Source organism: Streptomyces sp. 4N124, assembly GCF_052245395.1.
In the GTDB taxonomy this organism is placed as follows: Bacteria; Actinomycetota; Actinomycetes; order Streptomycetales; family Streptomycetaceae; genus Streptomyces.
On record NZ_JBQQBS010000068.1, the window covers coordinates 25,959 to 52,671 of the forward strand.

Genomic DNA, 26,713 nt, shown 5'->3' on the forward strand with positions numbered 1-26,713 from the left:
CCGTCAGGAACCCTTGCCGGTCCGTTCGGACTTCGACCGGCGCCCGATGTCCGGCCGCCCCACCGGCTGCCGCTCTCACCGGCCGTCCGAGAGGTGGCGGGACGGGGACAACACGACCCGCACCGCTCGCCGACAGGATCCTGACCCTGCCTGCCTACGTTCACACCCATGCCGAAGACTTCCAGCCGCGCAGGCGGCTGCCAGAACTGGACACGCAGGTACACGCGACGCGAAGTCGCCCTGACAGCGGCGGCGTTGGCCGCGGGCATCACACTGTCCGTGCCCGCCGGACCTGCTGCGGCAGCTCCGCGGAGCTCGTCCGCCACGGGTGGCATCGCCACCCACGCGCAGGCGGTCACCGCGGTGCAGCAGCGAGCCGTGCTGGACTACTGGACCGGGGAGCGCATCGCGGCCCTCACCGAGCCGTCCTCCGACAACCCGCCGAAGAGCGGCCCGGACGGTGCGCCGTGGACCGGTTCCGACACCCTGAGCCGGACGGTGGGCAGGCTCTTCTTCACCGACCACGGCGAGGACGCCAGTTGCACCGCCACCGTCGTCACGAGCGCCAACCGCAGCACCGTGGTGACGGCCGGGCATTGCGTGAACAGTGCGGACCTGCTCGGCGAGGACAATCAGTGGACGACGAACGTGATGTTCGTCCCGGGCTATCGTGACGGCCGCGCGCCGTACGGGAAGTTCGTCGGCAGGCTGGGCGTGGCCGATGCCACCTGGCTGCAGTACGACGCGATCGACTCGCTGAGGTTCGACGGCTACGACCAGGCGTTCGTGGTCCTCAACACCGACAGCAAGGGCCGCAAGGTACAGGACGCGGTCGGCGCCGGCCAGCGCATCGGCTTCGACCGGCCGGGCGACCGTACTGTGTACGAGTTCGGCTATCCGCGGTCCGCATCCGACCCGGCGCGGGAGGGTCTGCCCGAGTACACCGGTGCCCGGCTCGCCTTCTGCGCGGGGCCGACCCGCGAGGACCCCGGCACGCCCGACTTCCCCGAACCCAGGGGCGAATGGGGCAGCGCCTGCGTGATGGGCGGTGGCTCCAGCGGTGGTCCCCGCATCGCCGCCTTCGACCCGGCGACCGGCCTCGGCACGGTCGTGGGCGACAATACCCACAGCGCTTTCTTCACCCCCGCGGGCGGAGTCTGCGACGACTCCGACGATCCCGGCTGCAGCCGCTACCTCGTCGGCCCGCAGTTCACCTCCGCGATCACCCGTCCCCTCTACCAGGCCGCCCAGCACGCGAGCTGACCGCACGGCGGCCGCAAGCTCAACGAGCCGACGTCTCCTCCGCGGCCATCGGACGCCGTGCCGGCTGAGGCTGCCCGGTTCTCAGTGATCTGGTTGTGAGGTGGTTCGGCACCACGGCGCTGCGACCTCGTACGTCGCCGACAGCGTCAGACAGGAGCAGGGCGCGGGCGAGTTGGGCCAGCACTTCGCGGGACGGGTGCGGGCCCCGGGCCTGTTCGAGGCGCATGCTGCCCAGGAAGTCCAGTGTGCGCGGGGCCGGACCGTCCAGCCAACTACCGCTGATTCCTGGACAAGGCGTGCGACGAGACGCAGGCTCGTCGGCATGAACAACACATCCAACATGCTCGCCGGCAAGGTCGCTTTCGTCACCGGTGCCGGACGGGGCATCGGCGCCGCCGCGGCCCGGCTGTTCGCCCGGGAGGGCGCTCGCATCCTCCTCGCGTCCCGCACGGAAAGCCAGCTCAAGGCAGTCACCGAGGAGATCCGGGCGGCCGGCGGCACCGCGGACTACGTGACCTGCGATCTGGCCGATCCGCAGAGCATCCAAGCCGCCGTCGACCGGGCCGTCGCGCTGTACGGCCGCCTCGACATCGCCTTCAACAACGGCGCCACGGGCCAGCCGCCCGCGACGATGGACCAGCTGTCGGAGTCCGACTTCGACCAGGTCTGCGCCGTCAACCTCAAGGGCCCGTGGCTGGCCATGAAGGCCGAGATCGCCGCCATTCGCGCCACCGCCGGGACAGGCGCGATCGTCAACAACTCCAGCGTCGGCAGCCTGGTGCCCAACCCCGTGCTGCCCGCCTACGGTGCCACGAAGGCGGCGCTCAACCACATCACCGCCTCGGCCGCCGCCGCATACGGCCCGGAAGGCATCCGCGTCAACGCGATCGCCCCCGGCACGACGCTCACCGAGATGCTGCACGAGTGGGACGAGCGGTCGCCGGGCACCATCGACCGGCTCAACGCCCGGACCGCACTGGGGCGTGCCGCCGACCCCGACGAGATCGCCGAGGCGGCGGCCTGGCTCCTGAGCGACCGCGCCTCCTACGTCACCGGCGCCGTGCTCCGCGTCGACGGCGGCAGGCTCTCCTGAGTCATCCCTGGACCTGTCAGGCGGATCATGCCGGCGTCGCGGGCCCCGGGAGGCAGCTCTCGCCGCAGCCGGTCCTGATCCTGATCCGCCGGGCAGGCCCTGGTGATCTGGTTGCGAGTTGGTTCGGCACCACGTGGGTTGCTTTCCGTACCGCTTCGCTTGAGTGAGACCGAGCGCCAGGTGTTGAAGAACTGGGGCCGGTTCACTGGCCGGGCAGCCTCAGCGAGAAGACCGATCCCTCGCCGGGCACGCTCGACGCGTGTGCGGTACCACCGTGCGCCTCGGCGAGTTTGCGGACGATGGACAGGCCCAGCCCGCTTCCCCCGCCCTGCCGGCTGCGTGACTTCTCCGCCCGCCAGAAACGGTCGAAGATCTTGGGTAGGTCCTCGCCTCTGATGCCGGAACCGGTGTCCTCGACGCGGAACACCACCTCGTCGCCCTCCCTGTGGGTGGACAGGGTGACCGTGCCACCGGCAGGCGTGTGCCGTACGGCGTTGGACACAAGGTTCCCGACCGCCTGACGGAGCCGCACAGGATCGGCGTACAGGCCAGCCACCTGGCCGGCCCGCACCCGCACCTCCACCCCCGCTGAGCCGGCGCTGCCCTGATGAGCGCGGGCGACCTGGGCGAGCAGAGCGGCCGCGTCGACGTCCTCCGGGCGGAGCTCGAGCGCGCCGGCGTCCGCCGCCGAGAGGTCTCGCAGGTCGTCGATGATGTGCTGAAGGAGCATCGCCTCCTCCAGCAGCGAGGAGATGAGCTTCTCGTCCGCGGGTACGACACCGTCCCCGACGGCCTCCAGCCAGCCCCGGACGTTGCTGAGCGGCGTGCGCAGTTCGTGGGCGACGTCGCTCACCAACGCCCTGCGCATTTCTTCCAGTTCCTGGCGCCTGCTCGACATCAGGTTGAAAGCCGCGGCGAGCCTGCCGAACTCGTCGTCGCCGACCACCTCGACGCGCGCGCTCTGATCGCCCTCCGCCATCCGCCGGGCCGCGCCGGTCAGGGCACGCAGCGGCCTGACCATACGAGTGCCGGCGACGAAGGTGACCGTCACGGTGATCAGCAGCACCGCGACCGTGACACCGGTGATTCTCATGCGATTCGCGTCGGAGAGGTCGAAGAAGGTGGTGATCTTCTGATCGGGTGCGGTGGCGAAGAGCAGTGCGGGTGCTGCCACGTAGGGGTCGAGTTGGTCATGCCGGGCGGTGGAGAGACAGGTCGCCACCGAACGGGAGTCGGGAGCGCCGCGGGCGGTGGAGGGGGTCCAGGTCAGGTCGTCGGCGAGCTGTACCGGCGGGGCGTGACGGTCGGTGAGGCAGTCGTTGACGAGCCGGCCCAGCTGAGCGAGCGCCCTGCTCTCCGTGTGGGTGCGCCGGAGAAGGCCATCCAGCCCGCAGCGGTCACTCATCTCTAGGACGTGGCCGTCGACCTCGACCTCCGCCCGCCCGTTCGATGTCCGCGTGACCACGACGTCCTGCGGCGGTCCGGAGGCGCGCAGACAGTTCGCGACCCCGGACGCCGTGGCCTCCACTGCGGCCCTTTCCCGGCCGGTCAATCGGAAAGGGCCGACGGCGCGCGGATCGATGCGGTCGGAGAGCGTGCCGTCGGCGCGGCGGGCGAGTGTGGCGTCCACGGCCAGCGCGTCGACGGTCGCCGACGCCGTCGAGGGCAGCGATCCCGCAGGCCTACGGCTGTCTTCCTCGGAGTCCGCCAGCAGGTGGCGGTCCTCGTCGGTCAGCGTGATGTGGCGGCCGGTCTGTCGCGACAAGGCCCGGATCGTCGGCCCGGCACTGCTCCAGTCCGGGTGCGTGGCCGCGAAGCCGACGAGCGTGTCGTAGATCCGCGCGTCCTCCGCGAGGACCTGGCCGCGCTCACGTCCGATGGCGACGGCAGTGAGGCTGACGACGAGCCAGGCCGTCGCGACGATCGAGCACAGGGAGACCAGCGCGGACAACCCCAGCAGCCGCGACCGTAGGCTTCTGCGCAGCGGTATGTCACCTCGCACGGGAACCGGTCTCGCCCTCGGACGAATCCACGGAACGGACATCGGCGGCTTTGTAGCCGACGCCGTAGACCGTGAGCAGCAGCTCGGGGCGGGTGGGATCGCGCTCGATCTTGCGTCGCAGGTTCATGACGTGCCCGTCGACCGTGCGGGTCGTGACATAGCGGTCGATGCCGTGCAGGTGCTCCAGTATCTGTTTTCTCGTGAACACCCGGCCCGGAGACGATGCCAGCACCTCGAGCACCCGGAACTCGCCGGGAGTGCAGTCGGTCAGCCGGCCGTCCACCCGGACCTCGAAACGGCCGGGATCGACGACGAGCGAGCCCACGACGAGTACGGGCTCAGCCTGCTGAGCGGCCCTGACACCGGCGGTGGCCGTGTGACCGGTACGCCTCAGCAGGGTACGGACGCGGGCGACCAGTTCACGTGGGCTGAAGGGCTTGGTCATGTAGTCGTCCGCGCCGAGATCGAGGGCGAGCAGAAGGTCGTCCTCCTCCGCGCGCGCGGTGAGCATCAGGACCGGCACATCGGATTCCCTTCGCAGCACCCGGCACACGTCCAGTCCGTCCGTGCGCGGCATCATCCAGTCCAGCACCACGAGATCGGGCATCCGCCGCCGGATCGCATCCAAGGCTGCCCGCCCGTCGTGGACGACATCGACCGAATGGCCTTCTCTCTCCAGATAGCGGCGGATGAGATCGGCCTGTTTGGGGTCGTCGTCAGCGACGACAACATACGCACACATGTGGCCATCGTAGAAGGCACGGCAATCCACACCCTGCTACTGCCGCGAACACCGGCAAGAGGGCACCGGACGACGACAGGAACACAACACCTTCCTGACATTCGGCCGCACACCCGAATTCGCCCAGTCCTGTCGGCGCCTAGTGCTGGGGTGTCCGGAGGGTACCGTCAGTTCGCCAACGGCACGCGGCGTCGCACGGTTGCGGCAGCTTCTGGCTGGAGGCGGTCGAGCCGGGTCTGATCCGGTCGCAGGCTTCAATGCGAAGCCGCGCATGTCGCGCTCGGCGTCGGCGCCGCGCTTCATCCGCGACGGTGGAGAACCGGGCGAGCATGGCGGTCTTCTGGCCGATCTCGGAGAAGATCTTCGCTCTCGTGTACCGCGTGATGTCGTGGGTCACCGTGAACGTGCCGAACATGCCCGAGCCCTGGACATGCATCCGGCGCTCCGGAATCACCTCGCGGTCGAAGTGGGCGAGTCTCTCCAGGAACCACACGTCCTGTAGGAGCATCGGGCCACGCGGACCGGAGGTCAGCGAGTTCTGGTTGTCGGGAACCGGTGCCGGCAGCCGTAGCTCACACGTGTCTCGACGTATCCACGGCGCCGAACCGCGGGCTCGTCCGCTCACGACACGATGTCCAACTGCCCGCGGATGCCGTGACCGGGCCGACAACGATCACGGAGTCGGAGCCATGCCGCTCCTATGCCTGTCCAGCGCCGCTCGGCCGGTTCAGTTCACCAGCGCGGCGGTCACCCGCCGAACGATCTCGCGGCGCTCCTCAGGGTCGTCGATGTCCACCACCGCCATCACCTCGGGACTGGCCGCCTCCCACAGCATCGAGATGTGGCCCAGCAGGGCGAGCAGCACCCGGGCCTCGAACCGATTCGAGATCACGCCCTTGGCCTGCGCTGCGGCGATGGCGGCGCACCTGTTGCGGGCGTCCTCCACTCCCTGCTCGTTGGGTGTCTCGTCCCTGCGTTCCATGCGCTGCCAGGTGATCAGCCGGGGAAACTCCGGATACGTGGCGAAGATGTCACTCAGGTGCGCCGCGACCCCGGGGAGGTCCTCCGCATCGTTGGGCAGGTGCGCGATGACGTGCTCGACCAGGCTGTTCCACACCGCGTCAAACAGCCCGGCCTTGTTCTTGAAGTAGTGATAGATCTGCGCCTTGTTGGACTGCGCGGCGGCGGCGATGCGGTCGACGCGGGCACCGTTGAGCCCGTACGCGGCAAATTCGGCTCGACCGGCCGCGATGAGTCGTTGCTTGGTGGCTTCGGCGTCGCGCTGCATGCGCCGAGCGTAGCGCAGCTCCTAACTAACCGTTTACTTGACAGCTCCCTTGTGCCGACGTCTAATCAACTAACCGGGTAGTTGATTACGGCTACGGCAGAACCTCGAGTCCTGCCCACAGCGACAGGGGCCGCAGTACTCATCGGCACGGGGCCCGTGGTGAGGAGCGGGAACGTGGAATCAGTCAGGACGATGGTCGGGCGGGACGGCGAGCAGGCGCAGCTGTCCGCGTTCGTGCAAGCGCGCGGGGGGAAGTGCCTCGTCCTCACAGGCGAGTCGGGTGTCGGCAAGTCGACCCTGCTGAACCATGCGGCTGCACTAGCCGCCCGGGAGGGCCACCTTGTGATCCGGGCCACAGGAGTCGAGACGGAGTCCGAGCTGCCCTTCGCCGGGCTGCGCCAGTTCCTCCACCCGTTGATCTCCGACGCCTCGCACCTGGACACCGGCACCGGCGCGGTGTTCGACGCCGTCTTCGGCCGGACAAAGGGCACACCTCCGTCAGCCGTGAGCCTTGGCCTGGCGGTGCTCCGCCTGCTGTCGTCGGTCGCTTCGAAACGGCCCCTGCTGCTGGTCCTCGACGACGGTCACTGGCTGGACGACGCCAGCGCCGCGGTATGCGGATTCGTGGGCCGTCGACTGGCTGACAGCTCCGTGAAGGTGCTGGTGGCCGTACGCAGCGGCCTCGCTTCGCGCTTCCCCGCGGCTGCGCTGAGCCAGACACCAGTCACCGCACTCGCGGACGACGACGCCGCGCTCCTGCTGGACCGATACCGCCCGGCATTGAGCAAGCGGATCCGCCGACTCGTGCTGAACGAGGCTCAGGGCAACCCGCTGGCGCTACTGGAACTTCCCCCCGACGTCGGTGACCGACTGCCGGACGATCTGCTCGGCCGGCCGGGCGAACCGCCCCGGCGACTGCAACACTTCTACGGTGCCCGCATCGCGGGCTTGAACGACAGTGTCCGCGCGGAGCTGCTGAAAGGCGCTCTCGACGGAACGGGTGCCGGGCCGGGCTACGGCGTGCCCCCGTCCTTGCGATACCGCATGCGCGACGTGGAGGAGGCGGTGGCGTGCGGCCTGCTGCTCGCCGAACCGGCCACGGGCGAGCTCGCCTTCCGGCATCCCCTCGTACGCACGAGCGTCGTGCGGTCGGCCACACCCAACCAGCGCCGCGCCGCCCATCATGCGCTGGCACGGACACACCGGGAAGACCTCGACCGGCACGCCGCGCACTTGGTGGCGGCCACGGTCGACCCTGACGAGGAGGTGGCCGGAATCTTGGAGGCGGCGGCCGAGTCGGCGACCCGGCGCGGTGCTGCCCTCACGGCTGTGAACTGGCTGACCCGTGCCGCCGAGCTGAGCGACAATCACGCCGACCGGTCTCGACGACTGGACGACGCGGCGCTCGCCGCAGGGCATGCGGCCCGCCTCGGTCAGACGCACAGGCTCGTGCAGGCCGGCCTCGCACCCGGGACCGGCCAGTCCCCGGCCGCTGTCCTGGCCTCCGGATACCTGGCGCTGTATCAGGACGGCGAAGTGCGCTCCACGCACCGCCGGATCACAGCTGCGATCGAGAGGCTCCGCGACGGCGGGCCGGACCGGCGTGGCGAAGTGCTCGATCGGCTGGTGGTCCTCCTGCTCACCGTCAGCCAGTACGCCGCGGACCGCACGCTGTGGAAGTGCACACATGAGCTCCTCGCGTCCCTGGGGAGCCTCGTCACCGAGCGGTCGAGGATGTACAGCGGCACCTGGAGCGACGTCATCCGTTACGGAGCGGGCTGGTCCGGACCGGTGGAGCGGGCCGCCGCGAGCCTGCACGGCCAGGAACCCTCGGACGTCACGCGGCTGGCCGTGTCGGCGTACCACCTCGACCTCCTGAGCCAAGTGCGCCCCCATCTCCAGCGCGCCGTGGTCCGGGAGTTGGAGACCGGTGCCAAGTCCAGCGGCATGGTCATGTTGCAGCTGATCATGCTCGACCAGATGGCCGTCGGGGAGTGGGCCGCGGCCGAGCACACAGGAGAGCGCGCGCTGGCCCTGGAAACCGAGCACGCTAACGACCTGTTCGCGCACCAGACCCGGGGATATCTGGCCCAACTGGCGGCGATGCGCGGCCAGGTGCACAAGGCGCGCGAGCTGCAGGCGGTGGTCGATTCCTGGGCCCGCCCGCGCGGAGTCGGATTCCTGACCCAGATCGCCGACGCCGCAGGGGCGACGGCCGCGCTGTGCCACGGTGACTACGAAGCCGCGTACTTCCATGCCACCCGCATCACGGCCCCAGGAACGTTCCAGCAGTACGCACATCAGGCTTCGCGCACCCTGCTCGACCTCGTCGAGGCGGCTCTGCACACCGGGCGGGCCGAGCAGGCCCGGGAGCACGCGTTGGCCGCTCGGGACGCCGGCCTCCCGGGTACCTCACCGCGTCTGGCCGTGCTCACTTACGGAGCGTTGGCGATCACCGCCGACGACGAGGAGGAAGCCGCCGGTATGTACGCGCGCGCCGAGTCCCACCCGGCCGCGTCGCGCTTCCCGTTCGAGCTGGCCCGGGTCCGGGCGGCGTACGGGAGCCGTCTCCGGCTCGCGCATGGAGGTGCGGCGGCCCGGCGGCACCTGGCCCAGGCCGCCGACTCCTTCGACCGGCTGGGCGCGGCTCCCTGGGCCGACCGGGCCCGCGACGAGCTGCGTGCCACCGAGCCCCGGGCCCGGGCGTCGGCGCACGCCCCGCTGCCACTGACGTCGCAAGAGTGGGAGATAGCCGCCCTGGCGGCGAGCGGCATGACGAACGAGGAGATCGGCGCGCGGACGCGGCTGTCTCAACGCACCATCAGCACCTGCCTGTACCGCATTCTCCCCGCACTGGGCGTCACGTCGCGCAGCGCGCTCCATGGCGCTCTGGCCCGACTGGATGAGGTGTCACCAGTTGGAGTCCGGTGACAGCGGTGTACCGGGTCACGGCGGGTCACATTACAGGCACAGCGGCAACTGAAGATTGGACTTGACGTTCCAGTTTTGAAGGCCCCATGATTGGACCATGAAGTCCATTCGTAGTTTTTCCGGTGACCCATCGGCGAGCCTCTTCGCCGCCTCGCCTGGTGCCGGCGCAGTGCTGGTGGTTCTTTCCGTCTGCTCGGTGTCCTACGCGCTGGTGCAGTCGATGGTGAACCCGGCGCTGGAAGCCCTGCGCGACCAAGTCCACACGGACCAGCTCGGGGTCAGCTGGGTGCTCACGGCGTTTCTCCTGGCGAGTGCCGTCCTGACGCCCATCCTCGGCCGACTCGGCGACCAGATGGGCAAACGCCGCATCCTGGTCGCTGTCCTGCTGCTCCTGACGATCGGAAGCGTGGTCGCGGCGCTTGCGACCAGCCTGCCCGTACTGGTCGTCGGGCGCGTGCTGCAAGGAGCGGGCGGCGCCACACTGCCGTTGGCCTTCAGCATTGTCCGTGATCTGCTGCCCCGCGAGCAGGTCGGTGCGAAGATCGGCATGATCGCGGCGGTCAGCGCGGTGGGCGGCGCCATCGGCCTGGTGGTCACCGGCCCGATCATCGACGGACTCGGTGTACCGTGGCTGTTCTGGCTGCCCGCCATCGCCAACGGGGTGATGACCCTCTTCGTGCTCTTCCTCGTTCCGGAGACCGGCGCCTCGGCCGGGGGCCGGATGAACTGGCCGGCCGGCGCCATGCTCTCCGCCACACTCGTCCTGTTGCTGCTGCCGTTGAGCCTCGGGCAGGAGTGGGGCTGGGGTTCGGCCAAAACCCTGGAGCTGTTCGTCGCCGCGGTGGTGGCCGGGGCGGTGTGGGTGGCCATCGAGTCGCGCTCCAGGTTCCCGTTGATCGACATGACCGTGTTCCGGATGCGTCCGGTGTGGACGGCCAACCTCGCGTCGTTCCTCTTCGGAGTCACCCTCTACTCCGCACTCGGATTCATCCCCGTTTTCCTTCAAACACCCGCCGACACCGGCTACGGCCTCGGTGAGTCCGTCACGGTGTCAGGACTGCTTTTCCTTCCGGTTATGGCCTCCCAGTTCGTCGGAGGCCTCGCCTCCGGGCCTCTCGCCAGGAGGATGCCGGCGAAGCTCCTCCTTGTCCTCGGTACCCTGCCGACCATCGTCGGCTTTCTCCTGCTGGCGCTGGTGCACAGCAGCGCCTGGCTCGTCTCCTTGGCGGCCGCGATCGCCGGTCTGGGATTCGGAATCGGTCTCTCGGCCCTGTCCGCGGCCGTCGTCCATGCCGTTCCCGTCGAACACACCGGCGCGGCAACGGGGATGAACGCGAATATCCGCACGATCGGAGGTGCTGTGGGCGCTGCCGCCGTCGCCGCCATCCTCGCGTCGCACACGACCACCGGCGGATCCCCCAGCGAGGACGGGTTCACGACGGCCTTCTTGCTGCTCGCCTTGGCCGGTGTGGTCGGGCTCATCTCCTGCCTGCTCATCCCGACCGGACCTGGGGGCGTGGGCCCCGAGGAGGCGACCGCGGAACGGAGCGGCCCCCAGCCTGTCTCCCAGCCCGAACGCGACCTGGCCTGAGCCGGTCGACGAGGCACGTCAGCGGTTGTCCGACGACATCCGTCTCCGACTACGAACAGACGCACACCGCACACCCAGGGAGTGTTCCTTCATGACCACAGTCGTCGACATCCGGTCCATCGAGAATCTGATCGCCGAGTACGCGGAACTGGTCGATACCGGCGACCTGGCCGGCATGGGCCGACTCTTCGACGAGGGCGTCTTCATCGGGAGCGACGGTGCTCGGTACGAGGGCAGCGAGGCAGTGGAGAAGATGCTGCGGGACCGCACGATCGTCCACGGCGACGGCACGCTGCGCACGCACCATGTCACCACCAACATCCGCATCGATGTCGACGAGGAGACCGGCACGGCAACGGGCCGGTCCTACCTGACGATTTTCCAAGAGGCGGCCGGACTGCCGCTGCAGCCGATCGCGGCCGGCCGGTACCGTGACCGCTTTGTGCGGCGAGACGGCACCTGGCGATTCGCCGAACGCCGTATCCACATCCACCTGGTGGGCGACACCAGCTACCACATGAGCTGACTCGGCTTCGCGCACGACGTGTCCGGTGGCGGAGCCACCGGCCAGCCGCGGAGCGCGGCGCCTCTCCCGGTCTACAGGTCGAGGTCTGGTGTTCGTTCGTAGCGGTCGGAATGTCGCCCGCCCGACGCGGTGGCAGCCGCCCTGTTGGGAAAGGTGTCCCCGTACAGCGACGAGACACATATTCGTCACCTGCTTGACGGGTGACGAAAGGTGCGTAATGATCGCCATGTGTGAACAGATCACTAGCTTAACCGGTGTCGGTGCGTAAGGTGTGTCAGCCAAGGTGTCTCTGCCTTCCCATCCTGACTCGGCCGCCAGTTGCCAACTCTTCACCATGGAGACAAGGAGTCCCACACATGAATCCGACCGGAGATACCAATCCCACCGCCACAGGCCGTCGCCGGTTCCTGGGTCTCGCCGCGGGTGCCGTCGCCGCCACCACTCAACTCGGCATGCCCGGCCAGGCGCATGCGGCGGCAGGCGGGTCGGCGTCGGGGACGGGTGCCTCCTTCGGCTCCGCCCAGCCGATCCCCGGGGTCCGTCCCTTCCGCATCAGGGTTCCGCAGCGGGAGATCAGTGACCTTCGGCGGCGGCTGGGGGCGATACGCTGGCCGGAGCGCGAGACCGTCGGTGACCGATCCCAGGGCGCCCAACTGGCCAAGGTCCGCCCGCTGGTCGAGTACTGGCGGACCGGGTACGACTGGCGCAAGGTCGAGGCGAGGCTCAACGCGCTGCCGCAGTTCATCACCGAGATCGACGGGGTGGACATCCAGTTCGCCCACATCCGCTCGCCGCACCCCGACGCTCTTCCGATGCTCATGACGCATGGCTGGCCGGGCTCGATCATCGAGCTCTTGAAGGTCATCGACCCGCTCACGAACCCGACGGCTCACGGCGGGCGTGCCGAGGACGCCTTCCACCTCGTCCTGCCGACGCTGCCCGGCCACGGCTTCTCCGGCAGGCCGACGTCGACCGGATGGAACCCGGCCCGCATGGCGACCGCGCTCCACCAGCTCATGCTCCGGCTCGGGTATCAGCAGTACGTCTCCCAGGGCGGTGACCACGGCTCGATCATCGCTCAGATCCAGGCCACGCAGCGGCTGAAGGGCCTGCTCGGCATCCACATCAACATGCCGGGCACCGTGCCGCCGGACGTCCTGCGCCACCTGCGCAACTTCGATGCCGCGCCCTCGAATCTGTCCGCTCGCGAGAAGGTCGCCTATGACCGACTGTTGCACTTCTACCGCGACGGCTTCGGCTACGCGGCGATGATGAACGAGAGCCCGCAGACCATCGGTTACGCCCTCGCCGACTCGCCCCTCGCGATGGCGGCGTACTACTACGACAAGATCGCGGAGTGGACCGACTCCGGCGGCGAGCCCGAAAAGGTCCTCACCTACGACGAGATGCTCGACGCCATCTCGCTGTACTGGCTGACCAACACCGGGGCGTCGTCCTCCCGGCTGTACTGGGAAGGCACCCAGGCCGGCGGCGGCCCGTTCAACGCGCGTGACATCCCCGATGTCCCGGTGGCGGTCACGGTGTTCCCGGCCGAGATCTACCCCGCACCGCGGAGCTGGGGCGAGCAGGCCTACGGCAACCTCATCCACTGGAACGAGGTCGACAGGGGAGGCCACTTCGCCGCCTGGGAACAGCCGCAGCTGCTGTCCCAGGAGCTGCGCACGGCCTTCAGGTCACTGCGGGGATGAGACCGGGCGTGTGTGGCTGACATGTCTGCCCGGCGACAGCCCGCATGTGTCCTTCATCACTCCTCGAGCGGTCGTGTGAACCCCGTACCGGTCCGGCTCCGGTTGTCAGGCATGGGAAGCAATGAACTGACCGACAAGGTGGCTCAACTCATAGAGAAGCCAGGGCCGTTGAGCATAGTCCAGGCCGGCGATCCGGTGCTCCGGAAGAAGACCGCTTCCTACGACGGGCAACTCGACGACGACATGCTGCAGCATCTGATTGCCAGGATGCGCGAGACGATGGAGCAGATCCACGGTGCTGTCGGACTGGCTGCGCCGCAGGTCGGGCTTCCGCTGCGGCTCGCGGTGCTGGCGACGCCCGCGGAGTTCTCCGCCCGGTTGATCGAGCGCGGTCAGCGGCCCGTGCCGTTCACCGTGCTGGTCAACCCGTCCTACAAGGCTGTGGGCCGACCACGGGCGGCGAGCTTCGAAGGGTGCCTGAGTGTGGACGGGTGGCAGGCCGTGGTGGCTCGGCCCGAACGGGTCAGGCTGACACGTGAGGACGAGACCGGTCAGCGCCTCGTGGAGGAGTACGCCGGGCTCGGGGCGCGGATCGTGCAGCACGAGACGGACCACCTCGACGGGATGCTCTATCTCGACCGTGCCGAGCTGCGGTCCTTGTCCACGACGGAGCAGGCGGTGATGCGGTGGGGCGCCACCGGACTGGCGGACGCCGCAAAGGAGCTGGGTTTCCCGCTGCCGTAACGGGCCTGCGGAGCAAGGGAGGTGAGTCGTCGGCGGGTCTTCTTACAGCCAGCCGCGGCGGGCGGCTTGCCAGGCGAGCTGCATGCGGGTCCCGGCCCCGGCGCGTTCCATCAGACTCTGGATGCGGCGCTGGACGGTTCTTCGGCTGAGGCCCATCTGCGAGGCGATGGCTTTGTCGGCGACTCCCGCTACCAGCAGGGACAGCAGCTTGCCGTCGGCGGGAGAGAGGGCGGGGTGGGTCACGGCGTCGTCCGTGGTCAGGTCGTCGCCCGCCTCCGAGAGGTGCAGGGGGACGGCGTTCTCCCAGTAGCTCTCGAACAGGGCGACCAGGGCGTCGAGCAGGCTGCTGTCCCTGACCAGCGCGGTGGTCGGTTGGTCGGGGCTGCCCTGAGGGCCGCCGGGCACGAGGGGGAAGATGCCGACGGACCGGTCGGCGATCGCGAGGCGGAGGGGCAGCCACGGAACGGAGCGGGCCGTCTCTCCGGCTCGCATTCCCGCCACGACGTTGTCGACGGCCCCCTCGTCGTCGAAGAAGGCCTTCTCGTACAGCACGCGGTAGCGGACGCCACGGGAGAGGGCCTCGAACTCCTCCGTGTTGCTGCCGGAGGGCATGGCCACGTACTGGGCGCGACAGAACCAGAGCATCTCCTCACGGGCGTTGACCTGGATCTGCTTCAGTCGCTGGCGCAGGGCCTCCGCCCCGGTGATGACCTCCAGCAACTGCCCGGCGTCGTGGCGGCGCGAGGTCTCGCGGTACGCCTCCAGCAGCCGGTCCGATTCCGCCCGTGCCGTGTCCAGCGCGTCGGCGGTGTGTTTGATGCGGGGGATGAGGGCCACGTCAGGGGGGACCGCTCGGAACACTCGAGGTGTGCCGTCGGTGTGGGTGGCCAGCCCTTGGCGTACGAGGGATTCGAGTACACGTGTGCTGTCGGCTCCACTCACGCCGGTCCGCCGGGAGATGTCGTCGGCGGTTGTTCCGCCCGCCGTCACGAGAAGCCGGTAGACAGTTTCCTGTTCGGGCGAGACACCCGCAGCTTCCAGCATCCCGAAGGTCCTCCCCGCTTGCTGTGGCGTAGCAGTCCGAGGACTGTACTCCAGGAGCACGCGACGGCAGGGGCGAGAGGGTACGTGTGCCCTCTCGCCCCCGGCTGTGTTGGTCAGCGAGGCTCCGACCAGGCGCGGTTGACCGTTTGCTGGACGCCGTTGCCCGCCGGGTCCCGGGCCGTGACGCGGAGGGTCACATAGGCGGTACCGCTCCCGTGGCGCGGGCGGTCCACCGTTGCCCGGAATGTGTTGCGGCCACTGCGGACGCTTGTCTGACGCCAGGTACGGCCATCGTCGTACGAGATCTCGACCCGCACCCTCGACCCGTGCGGCGCGGGTGCGCCGTCCTGGGCGCGGACGGCGACGTCCACGGCGTAGGACCCGGCTCGGGTGACGGTGTTGAGGGCGTCGACCGGTACGGCGTAGTCGAGTTGGAGGAGGGGCAGGGCGGTGGGCTTGTCGGTGGTGCCTGAAGGGAAGGTCCAGGTCGTCTTCGTCGCGGTCGCGTAGTCCCAGTCGGGGGAGGTGCGCGAAGTGTTCAACTCCAGCCGGTAGTCGGCGGGGTCGGTTGGCACCTCGACGTCGGTCCAGGCGGTCTCGAGGTCGGTGAGTCTGGTGCCGTTGCGGTAGAGGATGGCTGTCACCCTGTCCCCGGCCGTCTGTCCGCGGCCGGTGCCGACGCCGCCGTCGGCCAGGAAGCGGGACCAGTGGCCTGACTGCGAGTCCGTGAACTCGGGTATGCGCAGGCGCATTACGTTGCCCTGCCGTACGGTCGGCTCGGCGGTGCCTGCGGGGATCGACGGCCGGACGACGGCGCCCTGCCAGGTCTCCTCCGACTCGGTGCCGGCCCGGTAGGTCCGGGGAGCGTCGCGCAGGCCCAGAGCGAGCGGCACGTCGGGGTCGTAGGTGGTGGTGTGGTGGACGAGGTGCTGCCAGACCGTGTCACCGGCGCTGACGTACTCGGCGCGGGTGAAGCCGGTGGGCATGTAGCGGCTGTACTGGAGCCAGGCCGTCTGCTGGTAGGGGCGGCGAGCGAAGCGCTGCTCGGAGGCCCAGCCGCTGCCGCCGTTGTCCGCGTACGTGGTGCGCGCCACGGCGCTGTTGCGGGCGGAGACGGTGTGGATGACGTGTTGCGGGATCCGCTGTTCGGCCACCTGCATGACGTCGTAGAGGTAGGGGCTGCGCGCCGTGCCGCGGAAGGTGACCTCGGTGGTGCGATGCGGGATCCGCTGAAGGATCTCGGCGCCGGTGCTGGCTCCGACGCGGACGACCGGCAGCGGCGAGCGGTCGCCGTTCGGGCTCCAGCGGGTCCAGGGGCTGTCGTCGAAGTGGACCAGCAGGACGCCCTTGGCGCCGGCCGCCGCGATCTGCTTCAGGGCCTCGTCGGCGCCGGTGCCCTGCTCGTCGGTGAGTACCGCGAGCCGGCCGCGGACTGCGCCGAGTGCCGGGGCGGAGGCGTCGCCCGCGTCGACGGCGCGCAGGGTGGCTCCGCGGTCGCTGTAGAGGGGGGAGGTCGGCATGTAATAGGCGTCGAGGGGGTCGGGCAGGCCCGTGGCCCGCGCCTGCAGGAGCGGGGCGACGAGCTGCCAGCGGGAGGCGAACTCGAAAGTTCCGGTGCGCACTTGGGGCGTGGGGCTGACGTAGAGCCGCTTGGCGATGTCGAAGAACATCGTCCCCTGCACCAGGGAGCGGCCGTCGAGTTCGCGGTAGGTCTGGTAGCTGAGAATGCCGCGCTGTTCGGCCGGTCGCGGGGTGCGGATCTGGACCGGGACAGTGCTGCGGGCGTCCACGGTGACGGTCGTGTCCTTGGTGACTCTGACCTCAGGCAGGACGACTTCGCGCAATTCCTGGCCGTGCTTCGCGGTGCCGAGGAAGGTGTGGCTGACCTGGTAGGTGCCCTCCTCCACCTCGGCGACGCCCTGGTCGGGGCCGGTGTAGGTGACGAAGCCGCTGGGGCCCCAGATGATCGGCTGCGCGGGGATGCGGTGGCCCTGTTCGTCGTACGTCCGCACGGTCAGCCGGTGTACGGGGCCCCGCACGATCAGGCTCAGCGTGGTGTGCACGGCCGGGGCCGCGGCGCCGGACGGGGTGCCGGTGACGTAGCCGTAGTAGGTGCCCTGTCCGGCCTTGGCCGGGTCCACGGTGAGGGGGACGATGGCGGTTCCGTGCGCGGGCACACGTACGGATCCTGTGAGGCGGACCGCGCCTGCCGGGGCGGGGCGGCCGGCCCGGTCTGTGAGGCGGGGTGCCAGGTCGAGGGTGACGGCTTGGTCGGAAGTGTTGGTGTACGTCAGGTCGAACGTCCGCGCCGGGTCGCTGAGTTGGAAGGAGCCGGCGGTGAGACTGCCGGTCGCCGTGACTGTGCCGAGGGACGCCGCGGCGGTGTCGACGCGCCCGCCGCCCTGCTCGGTGACCTGCTGGCCGGTGCTGGTGCGGGCAGTGCTGACGAGGGCGTCCTTGATCTCTTGGCCGGTCCAGTCGGGGTGGCGCTGGGCCACCAGGGCGGCGGCGCCCGCGACATGGGGAGTCGCCATGGAGGTGCCCGAGTAACCCACGTAGTACTGGTCGACCACGTCGCCCTCAGTGGTGCCGACGGCGCGGGCCGCCACGATGCCGACGCCGGGGGCGGTCACGTCCGGCTTGACCGCGCCGTCGCCGGCTCGGGGGCCGCGGCTGGAGAAGGCGGCCAGCGAGTCGTCCCGGTCGACCGCGCCCACCGTCAGCGCCGAGTCGGCCGCGCCCGGCGAACCGACGGTGGACGCACCGTCCCGGCCGTTGTTCCCGGCGGCGATCACGAACAAGGCCGGGGTGGTGCGGGAGAGCGCGTCGACGGCCTGGCTCATGGCGTCGGAGCCGTCGCCGGCCTCGTTCGAGCTGAGGTTCATACTGACGACCTTGGCGCCCTGGGCGGCGGCCCACTCCATGCCGTCGATCACCTGGGATTCGGAGCCGGAGCCGTCGTCGCCGAGCACCTTGCCGACGAGGAGGTCCGCGCCGGGGGCAGCGCCCTTGCGTGCGCCGCCGGAGGCCGCGCCGCTGCCGCCGACGATGGAGGCGACGTGCGTGCCGTGACCGTAGGGGTCGCCGGTGGTCGGACTGTCCGAGAAGTTCGCCGTCCTGACGACCCGTCCGGCCAGGTCGGGATGAGTCTGGTCGACTCCTGTGTCGAGGACGGCGACCTTGACTCCCTCGCCGTGCACACCTGTCTGCCAGACGGGCGGGGCGCCGATCTGAGTGGTGCTGCGGTCCAGGACCGCGTGTACCCGGCCGTCGAGCCATACGCGAGGGATGGCGGCTGCCTTCGACTCGGTGTCGCCTGGCGCCAGTTGGTCCCAGAACCGGCTCAGGTCGTCCTGCGGGACGTGCAGCGAGCGGGCGCGGATGCTTGGCAACTCCCTTGTTGGGGAGCCCTGTTCGGCAAATGCGGTGAGCCTGTCCGCCGTGCGAGCGGTCACGGTGCCGGAGGTGCCGACCATCAGCGGCAGCGCGTCCGTGTGCGCATCGTCGTATCCCTGCGCGAGCAGCGTGGTGACGTCGAACAGTGCCCGGTCCAGGCGGCCTTGGGACACCAGAGGTGAGGCGTCCGAGGGGAGCACCGTCAGGTGTCCGTCCTGTTCGAAGGTGTGGAATACGATGCCATCGCGTCTGGGGCCGGGCCGTACAGAGGCCGTCTGCCGGCCGTCCGGGCCCTTCGCCACGGTCACGCTGTCGCCGGTGATCAGGCTGACGGTCGCCTCGCCGGCCGCGGCCCCGGTCGCGACCTTGGTGGGCGGCGGTCCAGCCGTGTCGGCGGACGACGGGGTGACCGCCGTGGCGGCCAGTGCGACGCCCGCTGTGAACGTCGCCAACAAGCGGATGTGTCTCATCGGTTCAGTGCCTCTCCCGGCGCGCTGTGTGCCGTTCATCTGCGCGCCAGAATCCGACGGCCGCCAGGCAGGTGTCACTCGATACCGCTGGCACAGCTGGGACATGTCACAAGAGCGACAGGGGACATGTGCAACCCGCGAAGTTGCCAGTCACCGGCTTGACGGGTGACGGTAGTGGCTGCCATTATTACGTCACCGCCTCAATCGGTGACACGAAAAGTGTCCTGGCCTTCAGGCGCCCGAAGACCTTTCGACCAGATGGGGACCACCAGTCATGGCAGTCAGTTACACCGCCGTTGTCGACGTCGACGGAGAGGGCCGCAACGGCGGTCACGTCCGCTCTTCCGACGGTCTGCTGGAGACCGGCCTCGCCCTCCCCAAGGAGCTCGGAGGCGCCGGCACCGCGACCAACCCCGAGCAGCTCCTGGCCGCAGGCTGGGCCGCCTGTTTCCTCGGCGCCCTGCGCCGCGCCGCCACCCTCCGCAAGATCCGGCTGACCAGCACCACCATCACCGCCGAGATAACCCTCACGCACGGCGACGATGGCGAGTTCTCCCTCTCCGCGGTCCTCAACCCCGTGCTCGGCGGTGTCGACCAGGCCACCGCCGAGGAACTCGCGCAGGCCGCCCACCAGATCTGCCCGTACTCCAAGGCCACGCGCGACAACATCCCGGTCACCATCAACGCCAGCGCCGCCGCCTGATCCGCCCCCTTGGACCGCGGGTCCCGTGTTCCCCCTGCACGGGACCCGCCACCCCCTCCGCCGTATCCACACCGCCGACCGAAGAGCGAGGGAAGGACATGGCCTCCATGGCGCACACATACGTACGGATCGCCCCGCGACCTCGCTCCGATCGCGACTGCGTCTCCGGTGAGCGGCCGTCCCGGGATACCTCAAGCCCCGAGGACCGTGACTGGCCGACGGACACGCAGGTGTGGAACTGGACGGCGAGTGCGGCGCTGTCGGGGTACGGGCCGTCGGCCTCGAGCTTCCTCTGACGGCCTCGACAACGCGCCGCGCAGGGCCTGGCGGACCGGCATGGTATTGAACTCTTCTTGTTGCGGAGCCACACGGCCGTGCGGCGCGCGGCGGTGGATGCACACCAGCGAGGGGTAGTTCTGCACGGCGAGCGCCCAACATTCACACGTATCCCAAGCCCTCAGGTGCTCTGGCTCCGGTAACGAATTGAGTCAGGTGACTGAGGCGACACATGTCGATCGCGGCCGACACTGAGAGCGCAGTGCCCGCCGACGTATGCCGAACCATCGAAAGCGAGATCACAGCCATGGACATGAAGCTCGAAGTCGTCATCCTGCCCGTCTCCGACGTGGACCGGGCCAAGGGCTTCTACGTGGAGCAGCTCGGCTGGCGCCTCGACGCCGACTTCCCGATCAACGACGGCTACCGGATCGTGCAGGTGACGCCGCCCGGCTCCGAGTGCTCGATCATCTTCGGCCAGGGCCTCACCCGGCAGGAGCCGGGCACGCTCCACGGCCTCCAGCTGACCGTCACCGACATCCTCAAGGCCCAGGAGGAGCTGACCTCCCGCGGTGTGGAAGTCTCCGGCCCGTTCCGTGACGAGACCGGCGCGTTCCACCATGCCGGCGACTCCCACCGGGTCCTCGGCCTGCACCCCGAGCGGGCCAGCTACGGCAGCTTCGCCGCCTTCAAGGATCTCGACGGCAACGAGTGGTTCCTGCAGGAGGTCACCGAGCGCGCCCCTGGCCGCTGAGAGCTGGTCCCGGCGCGGCTGACCTCCCCGCCGTGCCGGGACCGCCACCCCGTCAACGGAACACGACACCCATCCCGACCGACGCCATCCCGACCGGCTCCGTCATCGGAGGACACATGCCGACCGAGAACATCCGCACATACGACGTCATAGTGATCGGCGCTGGCCCGGTCGGCGAGAACGTCGCGGACCGTACCATCGCCGCGGGCCTGAGCACCGTCCTCGTGGAGAGCGAACTGGCCGGTGGCGAGTGCTCGTACTGGGCCTGCGAACCAAGCAAGGCCCTGCTGCGCCCCGTCCTGCTCCGCGCCGACGCCGTGCACGTCCCGGGCCTCGACCCCGCCGTCAAGAACCCGCTGGACGTCGAGGCCGTCCTGGCACACCGCAACCGCATGTCGGCCGACTGGAATGACGACGGCCAGGTCGAGTGGATCAAGTCGGTCGGCATCGACCTGCTGCGCGGTCATGGGCGGCTGGCGGGGGAGCGGGAGGTGTCCGTGGAGACCACCGAAGGCGACACCGTGCGCCTGCGGGCCCGGCACGCCGTCGCCATATGCACCGGCAGCCGCGCGGCCCTGCCCTCGCTGCCCGGGATCGAGAACCTGCGGCCCTGGACCAGCCGGGAGGCGACCAGTGCCCAGCGGCCACCGCAGCGCCTCGTGATCGTCGGCGCCGGTGTGGTGGGCGTCGAGATGGCCACCGCATGGCAGGCCCTGGGCAGCCGGGTGACCCTCCTCGCCCGGGAGGACGGGCTGCTGCCGAGGATGGAACCCTTCGCGGGTGAGCTGGTCACCGAACGGCTGCGGGAGGCCGGTGCGGAGGTACTCTTCAACGTCTCCGTCGTCGGTGCGGAGCGGGTGGGCGACGGCGGGGGCGAGATCCGTGTCGCCCTGTCGGACGGCGGTGAGATCACGGCCGACGAGATCCTTTTCGCCACCGGCCGTGCGCCGCGCTCGGAGGACATCGGTCTCGACACCGTGGGACTCAAGCCGGGCGACTGGCTCGCCACAGACGACAGTCTCACCGTCACCGCCGTCCCCGGGAACTGGCTCTACGCCGTCGGCGACGTCAATCGGCGGGCCCTGTTCACACATCAGGGCAAGTACCAGGCGCGCATCGTCGGTTCCGTGATCGCGGGCCGCGCCCAGGGCGATCAGCTGGACACCGGCCGTTGGGCCCCGCACAGCAGTACTGCCGACGTCGAGGCCGTCCCCGGCGTTGTCTTCACCGATCCCGAGGTCGCCACCGTGGGCCTGACGGTCCGTGAGGCCGAGCGCACCGGCCGGGCCGTCGAGGTCGTCGACTACGAGATCGGCCACCTCGCGGGCGCCGTCCAGCACCGCCCCGATTACCGGGGCCGGGCCCGCATCCTCATCGACCGGGACCGTCAGGTCGTCGTCGGCGCCACCTTCGTCGGACCGGGCGTCGCCGAGCTGCTGTATTCGGCCACCGTCGCCATCACCGGGGAGGTGCCGGTCGAGCGGCTCTGGCACGCCGTACCCGCCTTCCCCACCATCAGCGAGGTGTGGCTGCGCCTGCTGGAGACGAGGAGGGACTCATGACCACCGCACACGACCTCGCGCTCGTCGCGCTGGGTATGCCGTCCGACCGGCCCGTGGCCCAGGGAGACCTGTCCCTTGCGCTCGCGGGGGCCGAGGCGATCGATCTCCTGGAGAGCGGAGCGCTGAGCCTGGACGGCACCCGCATGGTGCCCAGACTTCGGGTGGCGACGGATGACCGCCTGCTGGATCAGGCGCACGCCTCGCTCACCCGGTGGGAGCCGTACGAGACGGTGGACGAGTGGCTGTGGCGCCGTGGTGGCGAGCTCGCCGCGGCCTATGTCGACGACCTTGAACGGGCCGGGCTCGTCACACACCCACGGGGTCACTTCCGGCTACGGTCCGCGCGAACCGTGCTGGCAGACTCGCAGGCCCGCCGCAGTGCGGAGGAGCGCAGGGCATCCGGCGAGCCCGTCCTCGCCGCTCTGCTGGCGGCCGCAGGGATCGGGGACGATCCCGCCGAGGCCCGCGAGAGCCTTACCGGAGACGCGGTCACGACAGTGCTGGCCGCCGTCGGTGACGCGGTGACGCAGCTGGAGGTCGTACGACTGCGGCGGGACGTCGAGAACGCCGCGTTCGACAACGTGTGGCGGGGATAGGGCCGCTGAGCGGTGTGGTCACACCCGTGAGCGGGGCTTTCACACCTGCCGCATGGGCGAGGCCCCTCACGGCACCGGTCGGCTGATCGACCGTCGGCTCCGACAGGACGCTGGGCAACCCCAGGTGAACCTTTTCCCCTTCGAAGTACGTGGAGCTAGAAGGGAACAGAGGAAGCCGGAGTCATTCCGCCCGTCGGACCGTCGTGAGGAGAAGGAGGGCTCGTGAGGATCCGTATCGCGCCCCCATCAGATCCGTGCCGGTCACGGCCTTCGGCCGCGCACGTGTGGCCTGGAAGGCTGCGGGACGCGAGGGCACGCGGGACCTCGTCGCTCCTGCATACTTCGCCCTGGGCGACGAGGACCTCGGCGTAGACGCACTCATGCTCGCCCCGGCCGTCGACGAGCCATGGCCGACGGATGTGGCTCCGTATGGAGGCCCCCGTGGTACACGTCCAGAAGTGCCGCACCCGTTCCGCGTGGCGGAATGTGGCGCCTCGCCCGCTACACCAGGGTGTACATGACGGAACGCTGCTGCTTGTGACGCCGGATACGGCCCTTGGCGACCAGAGATTCGAGGGTGTTCCGTACCACCTGCGGTGTGGGGTTGCGGTCCGGGTGCTTCTCGAGCAGTTCGTCCCGCAGCTCCTTCGCCAGACGCGGCTCGTCGTACTGGCCGAGTAGGTCCGCAAGCACGTCACCGAGCAGAGGCTGGTGCGACTTTCCCTTCGCACTGGCCTCCGAAGTCTTGGCGGCCGGAGTGGCCTTGGCCGACGTGGAGCGTCGTGAAGCGGTTCCGGCTGGGGTCTGCTTCGCCGTTTCGACGACCGGCTCCTCCTGCAACTGCTCGGGCAGACGGGACGCGTCCGCGAAACCCTCGTACTGCTCGGCAAGGTTGATGATGTCCGCCAGGAGGGCCTCCTCCTGCTTCAACATCTTGATCTTCTCCGTCAGCTCCTGCTGTCGCCGACGGTTCTCCTCCAGGTCCGACGCGGCTTGTGCTACGTACCGCGATCGGAGCGTGGCGGCTGATTGGCTGGTCACACCGTTCACTCCCTCGATATGGATGATGACGTTGCGCATGGTACCCACGCCGAGGGTCCCGTGCAGATAAGTGTCGACGCCAGATGGTTGGCCTGGCATATCCACTCTTCACGATAGTCGCTGATGTGCCGGCGTACAGAGGAAGGTGTGGACCTTCTTCGACCTCCGGAGGGTTCGAACGACATCACTCGCACGAGGCTCTCCGTCGATACTGCCCGGTAAGTATGTCGTGAAACCGCATCCCTGACGACCCTGGGCGGGTCGTTGTATGTGTGGGACCGCACCTCGGATCCGGGGCCGTCATCCGGCGGCGTACTCGCGGGCCGTCAGGGCCGCCTCTTTGGCCGATCCGTAGTGCACAGGTCCGTGGCCAGGCAGGATGAGCCCCGCCTCCAGGCCTTCGATCAGGGCCAGGGAGTCGAGAGCCCGGGCACGGTCGGTGTGGAACATGTCGGGCAGCAGCTGCGGTCCGCTGATTCGCGACGTGGGATGCGCGGTCACCAGGGCGTCGCCGGTGATCAGGATGCCGCTGTCGGGCAGGTGGTAGGCGCAGTGGCCCTTGGTGTGCCCCGGTGTGTGCACGGGCACTGGGGCACCGGGCAGGTCCAGGGCTCCCGGCGCGGGGAATGCCTGCGGCTCGCAGACCGGAACATGCGTGGTTCCGCCGGCGCGGAGGGCGTGTGCGGCCCACGGGAGCACACCCGGCCGCCATGCCTGCGCGAGCACCTGGCTTATGGACACCTGGTCGAGGAAGTCGCGGCGGGCATGCGGTACCTCCTCCTGGTGCATGAGGACCGGCACGTCGTACGTGGCGCGCAGGTGCTCGGCCGCGCCGATGTGGTCGTTGTGCGCGTGTGTGACCAGGACGGCGGCCACGGAGTGGGCGCTCAGCCCGACCGCCTCCAGTGAGGCCAGCACGGCGTCGCGGTCGCTCGGGTAGCCGGTGTCGACGAGGGTGCAGCTGCCGCCGTCCTTGACGATGACCCAGTTGGTGTTGCTGCCTGACACCGAATAGACGTTGCTCTCGACGCGGACGATGTCGTTCTCATGCAGAAGTTTCGGCATGGTCCTTCTGATCCTCTCGTTGCGGCCGGAACCCTGAGGGGCCCTGGGCGAGGGGCCCTTCCTCCGCGCCGCGCCCCCTCGGCGCGGCGCGGGAAGCGGCTACCTGAGCGCGGTGGGTGACCGGACGGCCGCCGTCGTCACACCTCGCAGTAGGTCCGGTCGTGTCACCTGGTGTCGCTCTGGAGATCGGCAGGAGTGGCTCCGGGCGGGCCGAGGATCACATCGCCGAACTCCTCGGTGACGGCTTGGAACAGTCCCATGTCCCACTCGGTCTCGGTGGTGGCCAGGTGCGCGGGGGTACCGGTGCGACTGATGAGCTCCGCGAACCTGGCGGGCGAGGTGATGGCGAGGGTGCGCGCACCGTCGTCCCCCGCCTTGATGGTGTGCGGCGTGTTCATCTTGATGGCGTAGAAGTCACCGGACCGCAGAGTGAAGGCGTCCGAGCCCGCCCAGACCGTCAGCGAGCCGGAGACGACCCAGATGCGCTCCTCGTAGCCGGTGTGCAGATGCAGCGGTGTCCCGGCGCCCGGGGGCAGGATGACATCGGACATGTCGTGTCGGCCCTCGGTGTCCTCCCCGGAGGCGAGGACCGACAGGCGCAGATGCTGGCCGAGAACGAACTGGCGGTCCTGGGGAACCGGCGGTGGAGAGGGGAAGTTGCTCATATGTGTGACTCCTGCTCGGAGAGTGATAAAGGATCGTGGAAGGCGAAAGCGGACCCACGCCTAGGAGACCCGGGTGTGGACCAGCACATTTCGCCGTGGGATTTCTCGGGTCACAGAGTAACGTGTGAGTGGTCAAACCTATGTGTCTGTCTCGGTCCTGAACATCTCCGAGGAGTCGCTCAGGTCATCGCACACGGAGTCGCGCAGCGCCATGACGGCCTCGCCCAGCTCCGGCGGTACGGGAGAGCCCGGTGAGGACCTACGGCCCCACAGCGGCCCGTGCGGCCGTGACCTCGTCGGCTGGTCTTCGCGCACGGGTTGCGCGGGCAACGCCGGCAGGAGGTTCGCGGCCGTCATCACGGCGGCCGTCCTGGCCGCGACCTCGGTCCGGGCCGTGGTCAGAGCCTCCATGACACTGGCGCCCAGCTGTGCGGCGGCCATTCCGCGGAACCGCTTGTCGACGAAGTGGATCCGCGCCGCGTGGCCGTTGGCGCCCACGGTGACCTCCACGACCCCGTCCCCGGAACGCGCCGTCACCGACAGCGCCCTCATCTGTTCCCGGGCCCTGGACAGAGTTCCGTACCGCTCGGCGAATTCGGCAAGGACCTGCTCCAGACGGCTTCCCGGTGACGTCTCCATCGTCCTCCTTTGCCGGTGAAGCCACCCGCAGGCGGCACGCACACATGAAGGACACGAGAGGACCACACATTTGGTTCACACGCCGGGGAGACGTCCTACGTCGGCCCTGGTGTCAGGCAGCGCAGTCCTGTGTCATGTGTGTGCCGGTTATGCTCCGTGTCGAGCGCACACCCCCACCTGGAGGACTCTTGTTCAGCATCACCGTACGTGACCACATGATGGTCGCCCACAGCTTCCGCGGCGAGGTCTTCGGGCCTTCCCAGCGGCTGCACGGGGCGACGTTCGTCGTGGACGCGACGTTCCGGCGCCCGGAGCTGGACGACGACAACATCGTCGTCGACATAGGGTTGGCCACCGCTGAACTGGACAAGGTGATCGGCGAGTTCAACTACCGCAACCTCGACGACGAGGAGCGGTTTCACCGGATCAACACCTCGACGGAGTACCTGGCCAAGGTGATCGCCGACCGCCTGGCCGAGGCGATCCATGCGGGGATGCTGGGGGAGGGCGCTCGGGGGATCCGCGAGGTGGTCGTGACGCTGCACGAGTCGCACATCGCGTGGGCCAGTTACGAGCGCAGCGTGTGACACACGCACGGGGGTCGGTGCCGCCG

General features: G+C 69.4%; 21 protein-coding genes and 2 pseudogenes. 12 read left to right on the top strand and 11 right to left on the bottom strand.

What is annotated here, in order from left to right:
* The first annotated feature begins 168 nt into the window (after positions 1-168).
* On the top strand, positions 169-1,263 hold the full coding sequence (locus ACTWQO_RS41720; protein ID WP_443242594.1) for a trypsin-like serine peptidase: 1,095 nt from the start codon (positions 169-171) through the stop codon (positions 1,261-1,263).
* Between the two features lie 133 nt (positions 1,264-1,396).
* Here ACTWQO_RS41720 and ACTWQO_RS41725 read toward each other — a convergent pair.
* A pseudogene (locus ACTWQO_RS41725) lies at positions 1,397-1,489 on the bottom strand (transcriptional regulator); the annotation flags it as partial.
* 96 nt (positions 1,490-1,585) lie between these two features.
* On the opposite strand from ACTWQO_RS41725, the gene ACTWQO_RS41730 reads away from it, so the two are divergent.
* On the top strand, positions 1,586-2,356 hold the full coding sequence (locus ACTWQO_RS41730; RefSeq protein ID WP_443242595.1) for an SDR family NAD(P)-dependent oxidoreductase: 771 nt from the start codon (positions 1,586-1,588) through the stop codon (positions 2,354-2,356).
* Between the two features lie 202 nt (positions 2,357-2,558).
* Here ACTWQO_RS41730 and ACTWQO_RS41735 read toward each other — a convergent pair whose 3' ends face one another.
* From ACTWQO_RS41735 to ACTWQO_RS41750, 4 genes and pseudogenes are all read right to left on the bottom strand, one after another.
* Positions 2,559-4,358 carry a sensor histidine kinase gene (locus ACTWQO_RS41735; protein ID WP_443242596.1) on the bottom strand — a complete coding sequence of 600 codons (1,800 nt, stop codon included), beginning with the start codon at positions 4,356-4,358 and terminating at the stop codon, positions 2,559-2,561.
* Positions 4,348-5,100, bottom strand: coding sequence for a response regulator transcription factor (locus ACTWQO_RS41740; protein ID WP_443242597.1), 753 nt, complete (start codon positions 5,098-5,100; stop codon positions 4,348-4,350). The genes ACTWQO_RS41735 and ACTWQO_RS41740 overlap by 11 nt, the downstream gene beginning before the upstream one ends.
* Positions 5,101-5,352: 252 nt before the next feature.
* Positions 5,353-5,608: pseudogene (locus ACTWQO_RS41745) on the bottom strand (catalase); the annotation flags it as partial.
* 219 nt (positions 5,609-5,827) lie between these two features.
* On the bottom strand, positions 5,828-6,388 hold the full coding sequence (locus ACTWQO_RS41750; RefSeq protein WP_443242598.1) for a TetR family transcriptional regulator: 561 nt from the start codon (positions 6,386-6,388) through the stop codon (positions 5,828-5,830).
* 174 nt (positions 6,389-6,562) lie between these two features.
* On the opposite strand from ACTWQO_RS41750, the gene ACTWQO_RS41755 reads away from it, so the two are divergent.
* From ACTWQO_RS41755 to ACTWQO_RS41775, 5 genes are all read left to right on the top strand, one after another.
* On the top strand, positions 6,563-9,319 hold the full coding sequence (locus tag ACTWQO_RS41755; protein WP_443242599.1) for an AAA family ATPase: 2,757 nt from the start codon (positions 6,563-6,565) through the stop codon (positions 9,317-9,319).
* A gap of 97 nt (positions 9,320-9,416) precedes the next feature.
* The gene (locus ACTWQO_RS41760) at positions 9,417-10,910 is read left to right on the top strand and encodes an MFS transporter (RefSeq protein ID WP_443242600.1); all 1,494 of its coding nucleotides are present in this window, start codon (positions 9,417-9,419) and stop codon (positions 10,908-10,910) included.
* Positions 10,911-11,001: 91 nt separating this feature from the next.
* Positions 11,002-11,436 (top strand): nuclear transport factor 2 family protein, encoded by a 435-nt coding sequence (locus ACTWQO_RS41765; protein WP_443242601.1) that lies wholly within the window; start codon positions 11,002-11,004, stop codon positions 11,434-11,436.
* 356 nt (positions 11,437-11,792) lie between these two features.
* Positions 11,793-13,145 carry an epoxide hydrolase family protein gene (locus ACTWQO_RS41770; protein WP_443242602.1) on the top strand — a complete coding sequence of 451 codons (1,353 nt, stop codon included), beginning with the start codon at positions 11,793-11,795 and terminating at the stop codon, positions 13,143-13,145.
* Between the two features lie 168 nt (positions 13,146-13,313).
* Complete coding sequence (locus tag ACTWQO_RS41775) at positions 13,314-13,889, top strand: peptide deformylase (protein ID WP_443242603.1); 576 nt, start codon at positions 13,314-13,316, stop codon at positions 13,887-13,889.
* Between the two features lie 42 nt (positions 13,890-13,931).
* Here the strand turns inward: ACTWQO_RS41775 and ACTWQO_RS41780 are convergent, their stop codons facing one another.
* Both ACTWQO_RS41780 and ACTWQO_RS41785 read right to left on the bottom strand, forming a co-directional pair.
* Entirely contained in the window at positions 13,932-14,933 is a 1,002-nt protein-coding gene (locus ACTWQO_RS41780) for a helix-turn-helix domain-containing protein (RefSeq protein WP_443242604.1), read from the bottom strand.
* Positions 14,934-15,046: 113 nt separating this feature from the next.
* Complete coding sequence (locus tag ACTWQO_RS41785) at positions 15,047-18,799, bottom strand: S8 family serine peptidase (protein ID WP_443242605.1); 3,753 nt, start codon at positions 18,797-18,799, stop codon at positions 15,047-15,049.
* A gap of 274 nt (positions 18,800-19,073) precedes the next feature.
* Here ACTWQO_RS41785 and ACTWQO_RS41790 point away from each other — a divergent pair, with 274 nt between their 5' ends.
* From ACTWQO_RS41790 to ACTWQO_RS41805, 4 genes are all read left to right on the top strand, one after another.
* Complete coding sequence (locus ACTWQO_RS41790; protein ID WP_443242606.1) at positions 19,074-19,502, top strand: organic hydroperoxide resistance protein; 429 nt, start codon at positions 19,074-19,076, stop codon at positions 19,500-19,502.
* A gap of 583 nt (positions 19,503-20,085) precedes the next feature.
* Entirely contained in the window at positions 20,086-20,532 is a 447-nt protein-coding gene (locus tag ACTWQO_RS41795) for a VOC family protein (RefSeq protein WP_443242607.1), read from the top strand.
* 116 nt (positions 20,533-20,648) lie between these two features.
* On the top strand, positions 20,649-22,094 hold the full coding sequence (locus ACTWQO_RS41800) for a dihydrolipoyl dehydrogenase family protein (protein ID WP_443242608.1): 1,446 nt from the start codon (positions 20,649-20,651) through the stop codon (positions 22,092-22,094).
* Complete coding sequence (locus ACTWQO_RS41805; protein ID WP_443242609.1) at positions 22,091-22,690, top strand: GPP34 family phosphoprotein; 600 nt, start codon at positions 22,091-22,093, stop codon at positions 22,688-22,690. Before ACTWQO_RS41800 ends, ACTWQO_RS41805 begins: the two co-directional genes overlap by 4 nt.
* Before the next feature lie 501 nt (positions 22,691-23,191).
* Here ACTWQO_RS41805 and ACTWQO_RS41810 read toward each other — a convergent pair.
* The 4 genes from ACTWQO_RS41810 to ACTWQO_RS41825 form a co-directional block, all read right to left on the bottom strand.
* Positions 23,192-23,731 carry a hypothetical protein gene (locus ACTWQO_RS41810; protein WP_443242610.1) on the bottom strand — a complete coding sequence of 180 codons (540 nt, stop codon included), beginning with the start codon at positions 23,729-23,731 and terminating at the stop codon, positions 23,192-23,194.
* Between the two features lie 300 nt (positions 23,732-24,031).
* A complete protein-coding gene (locus ACTWQO_RS41815) occupies positions 24,032-24,796 on the bottom strand; it encodes an MBL fold metallo-hydrolase (RefSeq protein WP_443242611.1) in 765 nt (254 codons plus the stop codon).
* A gap of 164 nt (positions 24,797-24,960) precedes the next feature.
* Complete coding sequence (locus tag ACTWQO_RS41820; RefSeq protein ID WP_443242612.1) at positions 24,961-25,461, bottom strand: cupin domain-containing protein; 501 nt, start codon at positions 25,459-25,461, stop codon at positions 24,961-24,963.
* A gap of 138 nt (positions 25,462-25,599) precedes the next feature.
* Positions 25,600-26,100: a YbaB/EbfC family nucleoid-associated protein gene (locus ACTWQO_RS41825; protein WP_443242613.1), complete on the bottom strand. Its 501-nt coding sequence runs from the start codon at positions 26,098-26,100 to the stop codon at positions 25,600-25,602.
* 188 nt (positions 26,101-26,288) lie between these two features.
* Between ACTWQO_RS41825 and ACTWQO_RS41830 the strand changes: the two genes are divergently transcribed.
* Complete coding sequence (locus tag ACTWQO_RS41830; RefSeq protein WP_443242614.1) at positions 26,289-26,687, top strand: 6-pyruvoyl trahydropterin synthase family protein; 399 nt, start codon at positions 26,289-26,291, stop codon at positions 26,685-26,687.
* The last annotated feature ends 26 nt before the right edge of the window (positions 26,688-26,713 follow it).

What these genes read in the sequence shown, in the direction of transcription:
- ACTWQO_RS41720 (WP_443242594.1), top strand. Translation starts at nt 169, where the DNA reads ATGCCGAAGACTTCCAGCCGCGCAGGCGGCTGCCAGAACTGGACACGC.
- ACTWQO_RS41730 (WP_443242595.1), top strand. Translation starts at nt 1,586, where the DNA reads ATGAACAACACATCCAACATGCTCGCCGGCAAGGTCGCTTTCGTCACC.
- ACTWQO_RS41740 (WP_443242597.1), bottom strand. Translation starts at nt 5,100, where the DNA reads ATGTGTGCGTATGTTGTCGTCGCTGACGACGACCCCAAACAGGCCGAT.
- ACTWQO_RS41750 (WP_443242598.1), bottom strand. Translation starts at nt 6,388, where the DNA reads ATGCAGCGCGACGCCGAAGCCACCAAGCAACGACTCATCGCGGCCGGT.
- ACTWQO_RS41760 (WP_443242600.1), top strand. Translation starts at nt 9,417, where the DNA reads ATGAAGTCCATTCGTAGTTTTTCCGGTGACCCATCGGCGAGCCTCTTC.
- ACTWQO_RS41765 (WP_443242601.1), top strand. Translation starts at nt 11,002, where the DNA reads ATGACCACAGTCGTCGACATCCGGTCCATCGAGAATCTGATCGCCGAG.
- ACTWQO_RS41770 (WP_443242602.1), top strand. Translation starts at nt 11,793, where the DNA reads ATGAATCCGACCGGAGATACCAATCCCACCGCCACAGGCCGTCGCCGG.
- ACTWQO_RS41780 (WP_443242604.1), bottom strand. Translation starts at nt 14,933, where the DNA reads ATGCTGGAAGCTGCGGGTGTCTCGCCCGAACAGGAAACTGTCTACCGG.
- ACTWQO_RS41785 (WP_443242605.1), bottom strand. Translation starts at nt 18,799, where the DNA reads ATGAGACACATCCGCTTGTTGGCGACGTTCACAGCGGGCGTCGCACTG.
- ACTWQO_RS41790 (WP_443242606.1), top strand. Translation starts at nt 19,074, where the DNA reads ATGGCAGTCAGTTACACCGCCGTTGTCGACGTCGACGGAGAGGGCCGC.
- ACTWQO_RS41795 (WP_443242607.1), top strand. Translation starts at nt 20,086, where the DNA reads ATGGACATGAAGCTCGAAGTCGTCATCCTGCCCGTCTCCGACGTGGAC.
- ACTWQO_RS41800 (WP_443242608.1), top strand. Translation starts at nt 20,649, where the DNA reads ATGCCGACCGAGAACATCCGCACATACGACGTCATAGTGATCGGCGCT.
- ACTWQO_RS41805 (WP_443242609.1), top strand. Translation starts at nt 22,091, where the DNA reads ATGACCACCGCACACGACCTCGCGCTCGTCGCGCTGGGTATGCCGTCC.
- ACTWQO_RS41815 (WP_443242611.1), bottom strand. Translation starts at nt 24,796, where the DNA reads ATGCCGAAACTTCTGCATGAGAACGACATCGTCCGCGTCGAGAGCAAC.
- ACTWQO_RS41820 (WP_443242612.1), bottom strand. Translation starts at nt 25,461, where the DNA reads ATGAGCAACTTCCCCTCTCCACCGCCGGTTCCCCAGGACCGCCAGTTC.
- ACTWQO_RS41825 (WP_443242613.1), bottom strand. Translation starts at nt 26,100, where the DNA reads ATGGAGACGTCACCGGGAAGCCGTCTGGAGCAGGTCCTTGCCGAATTC.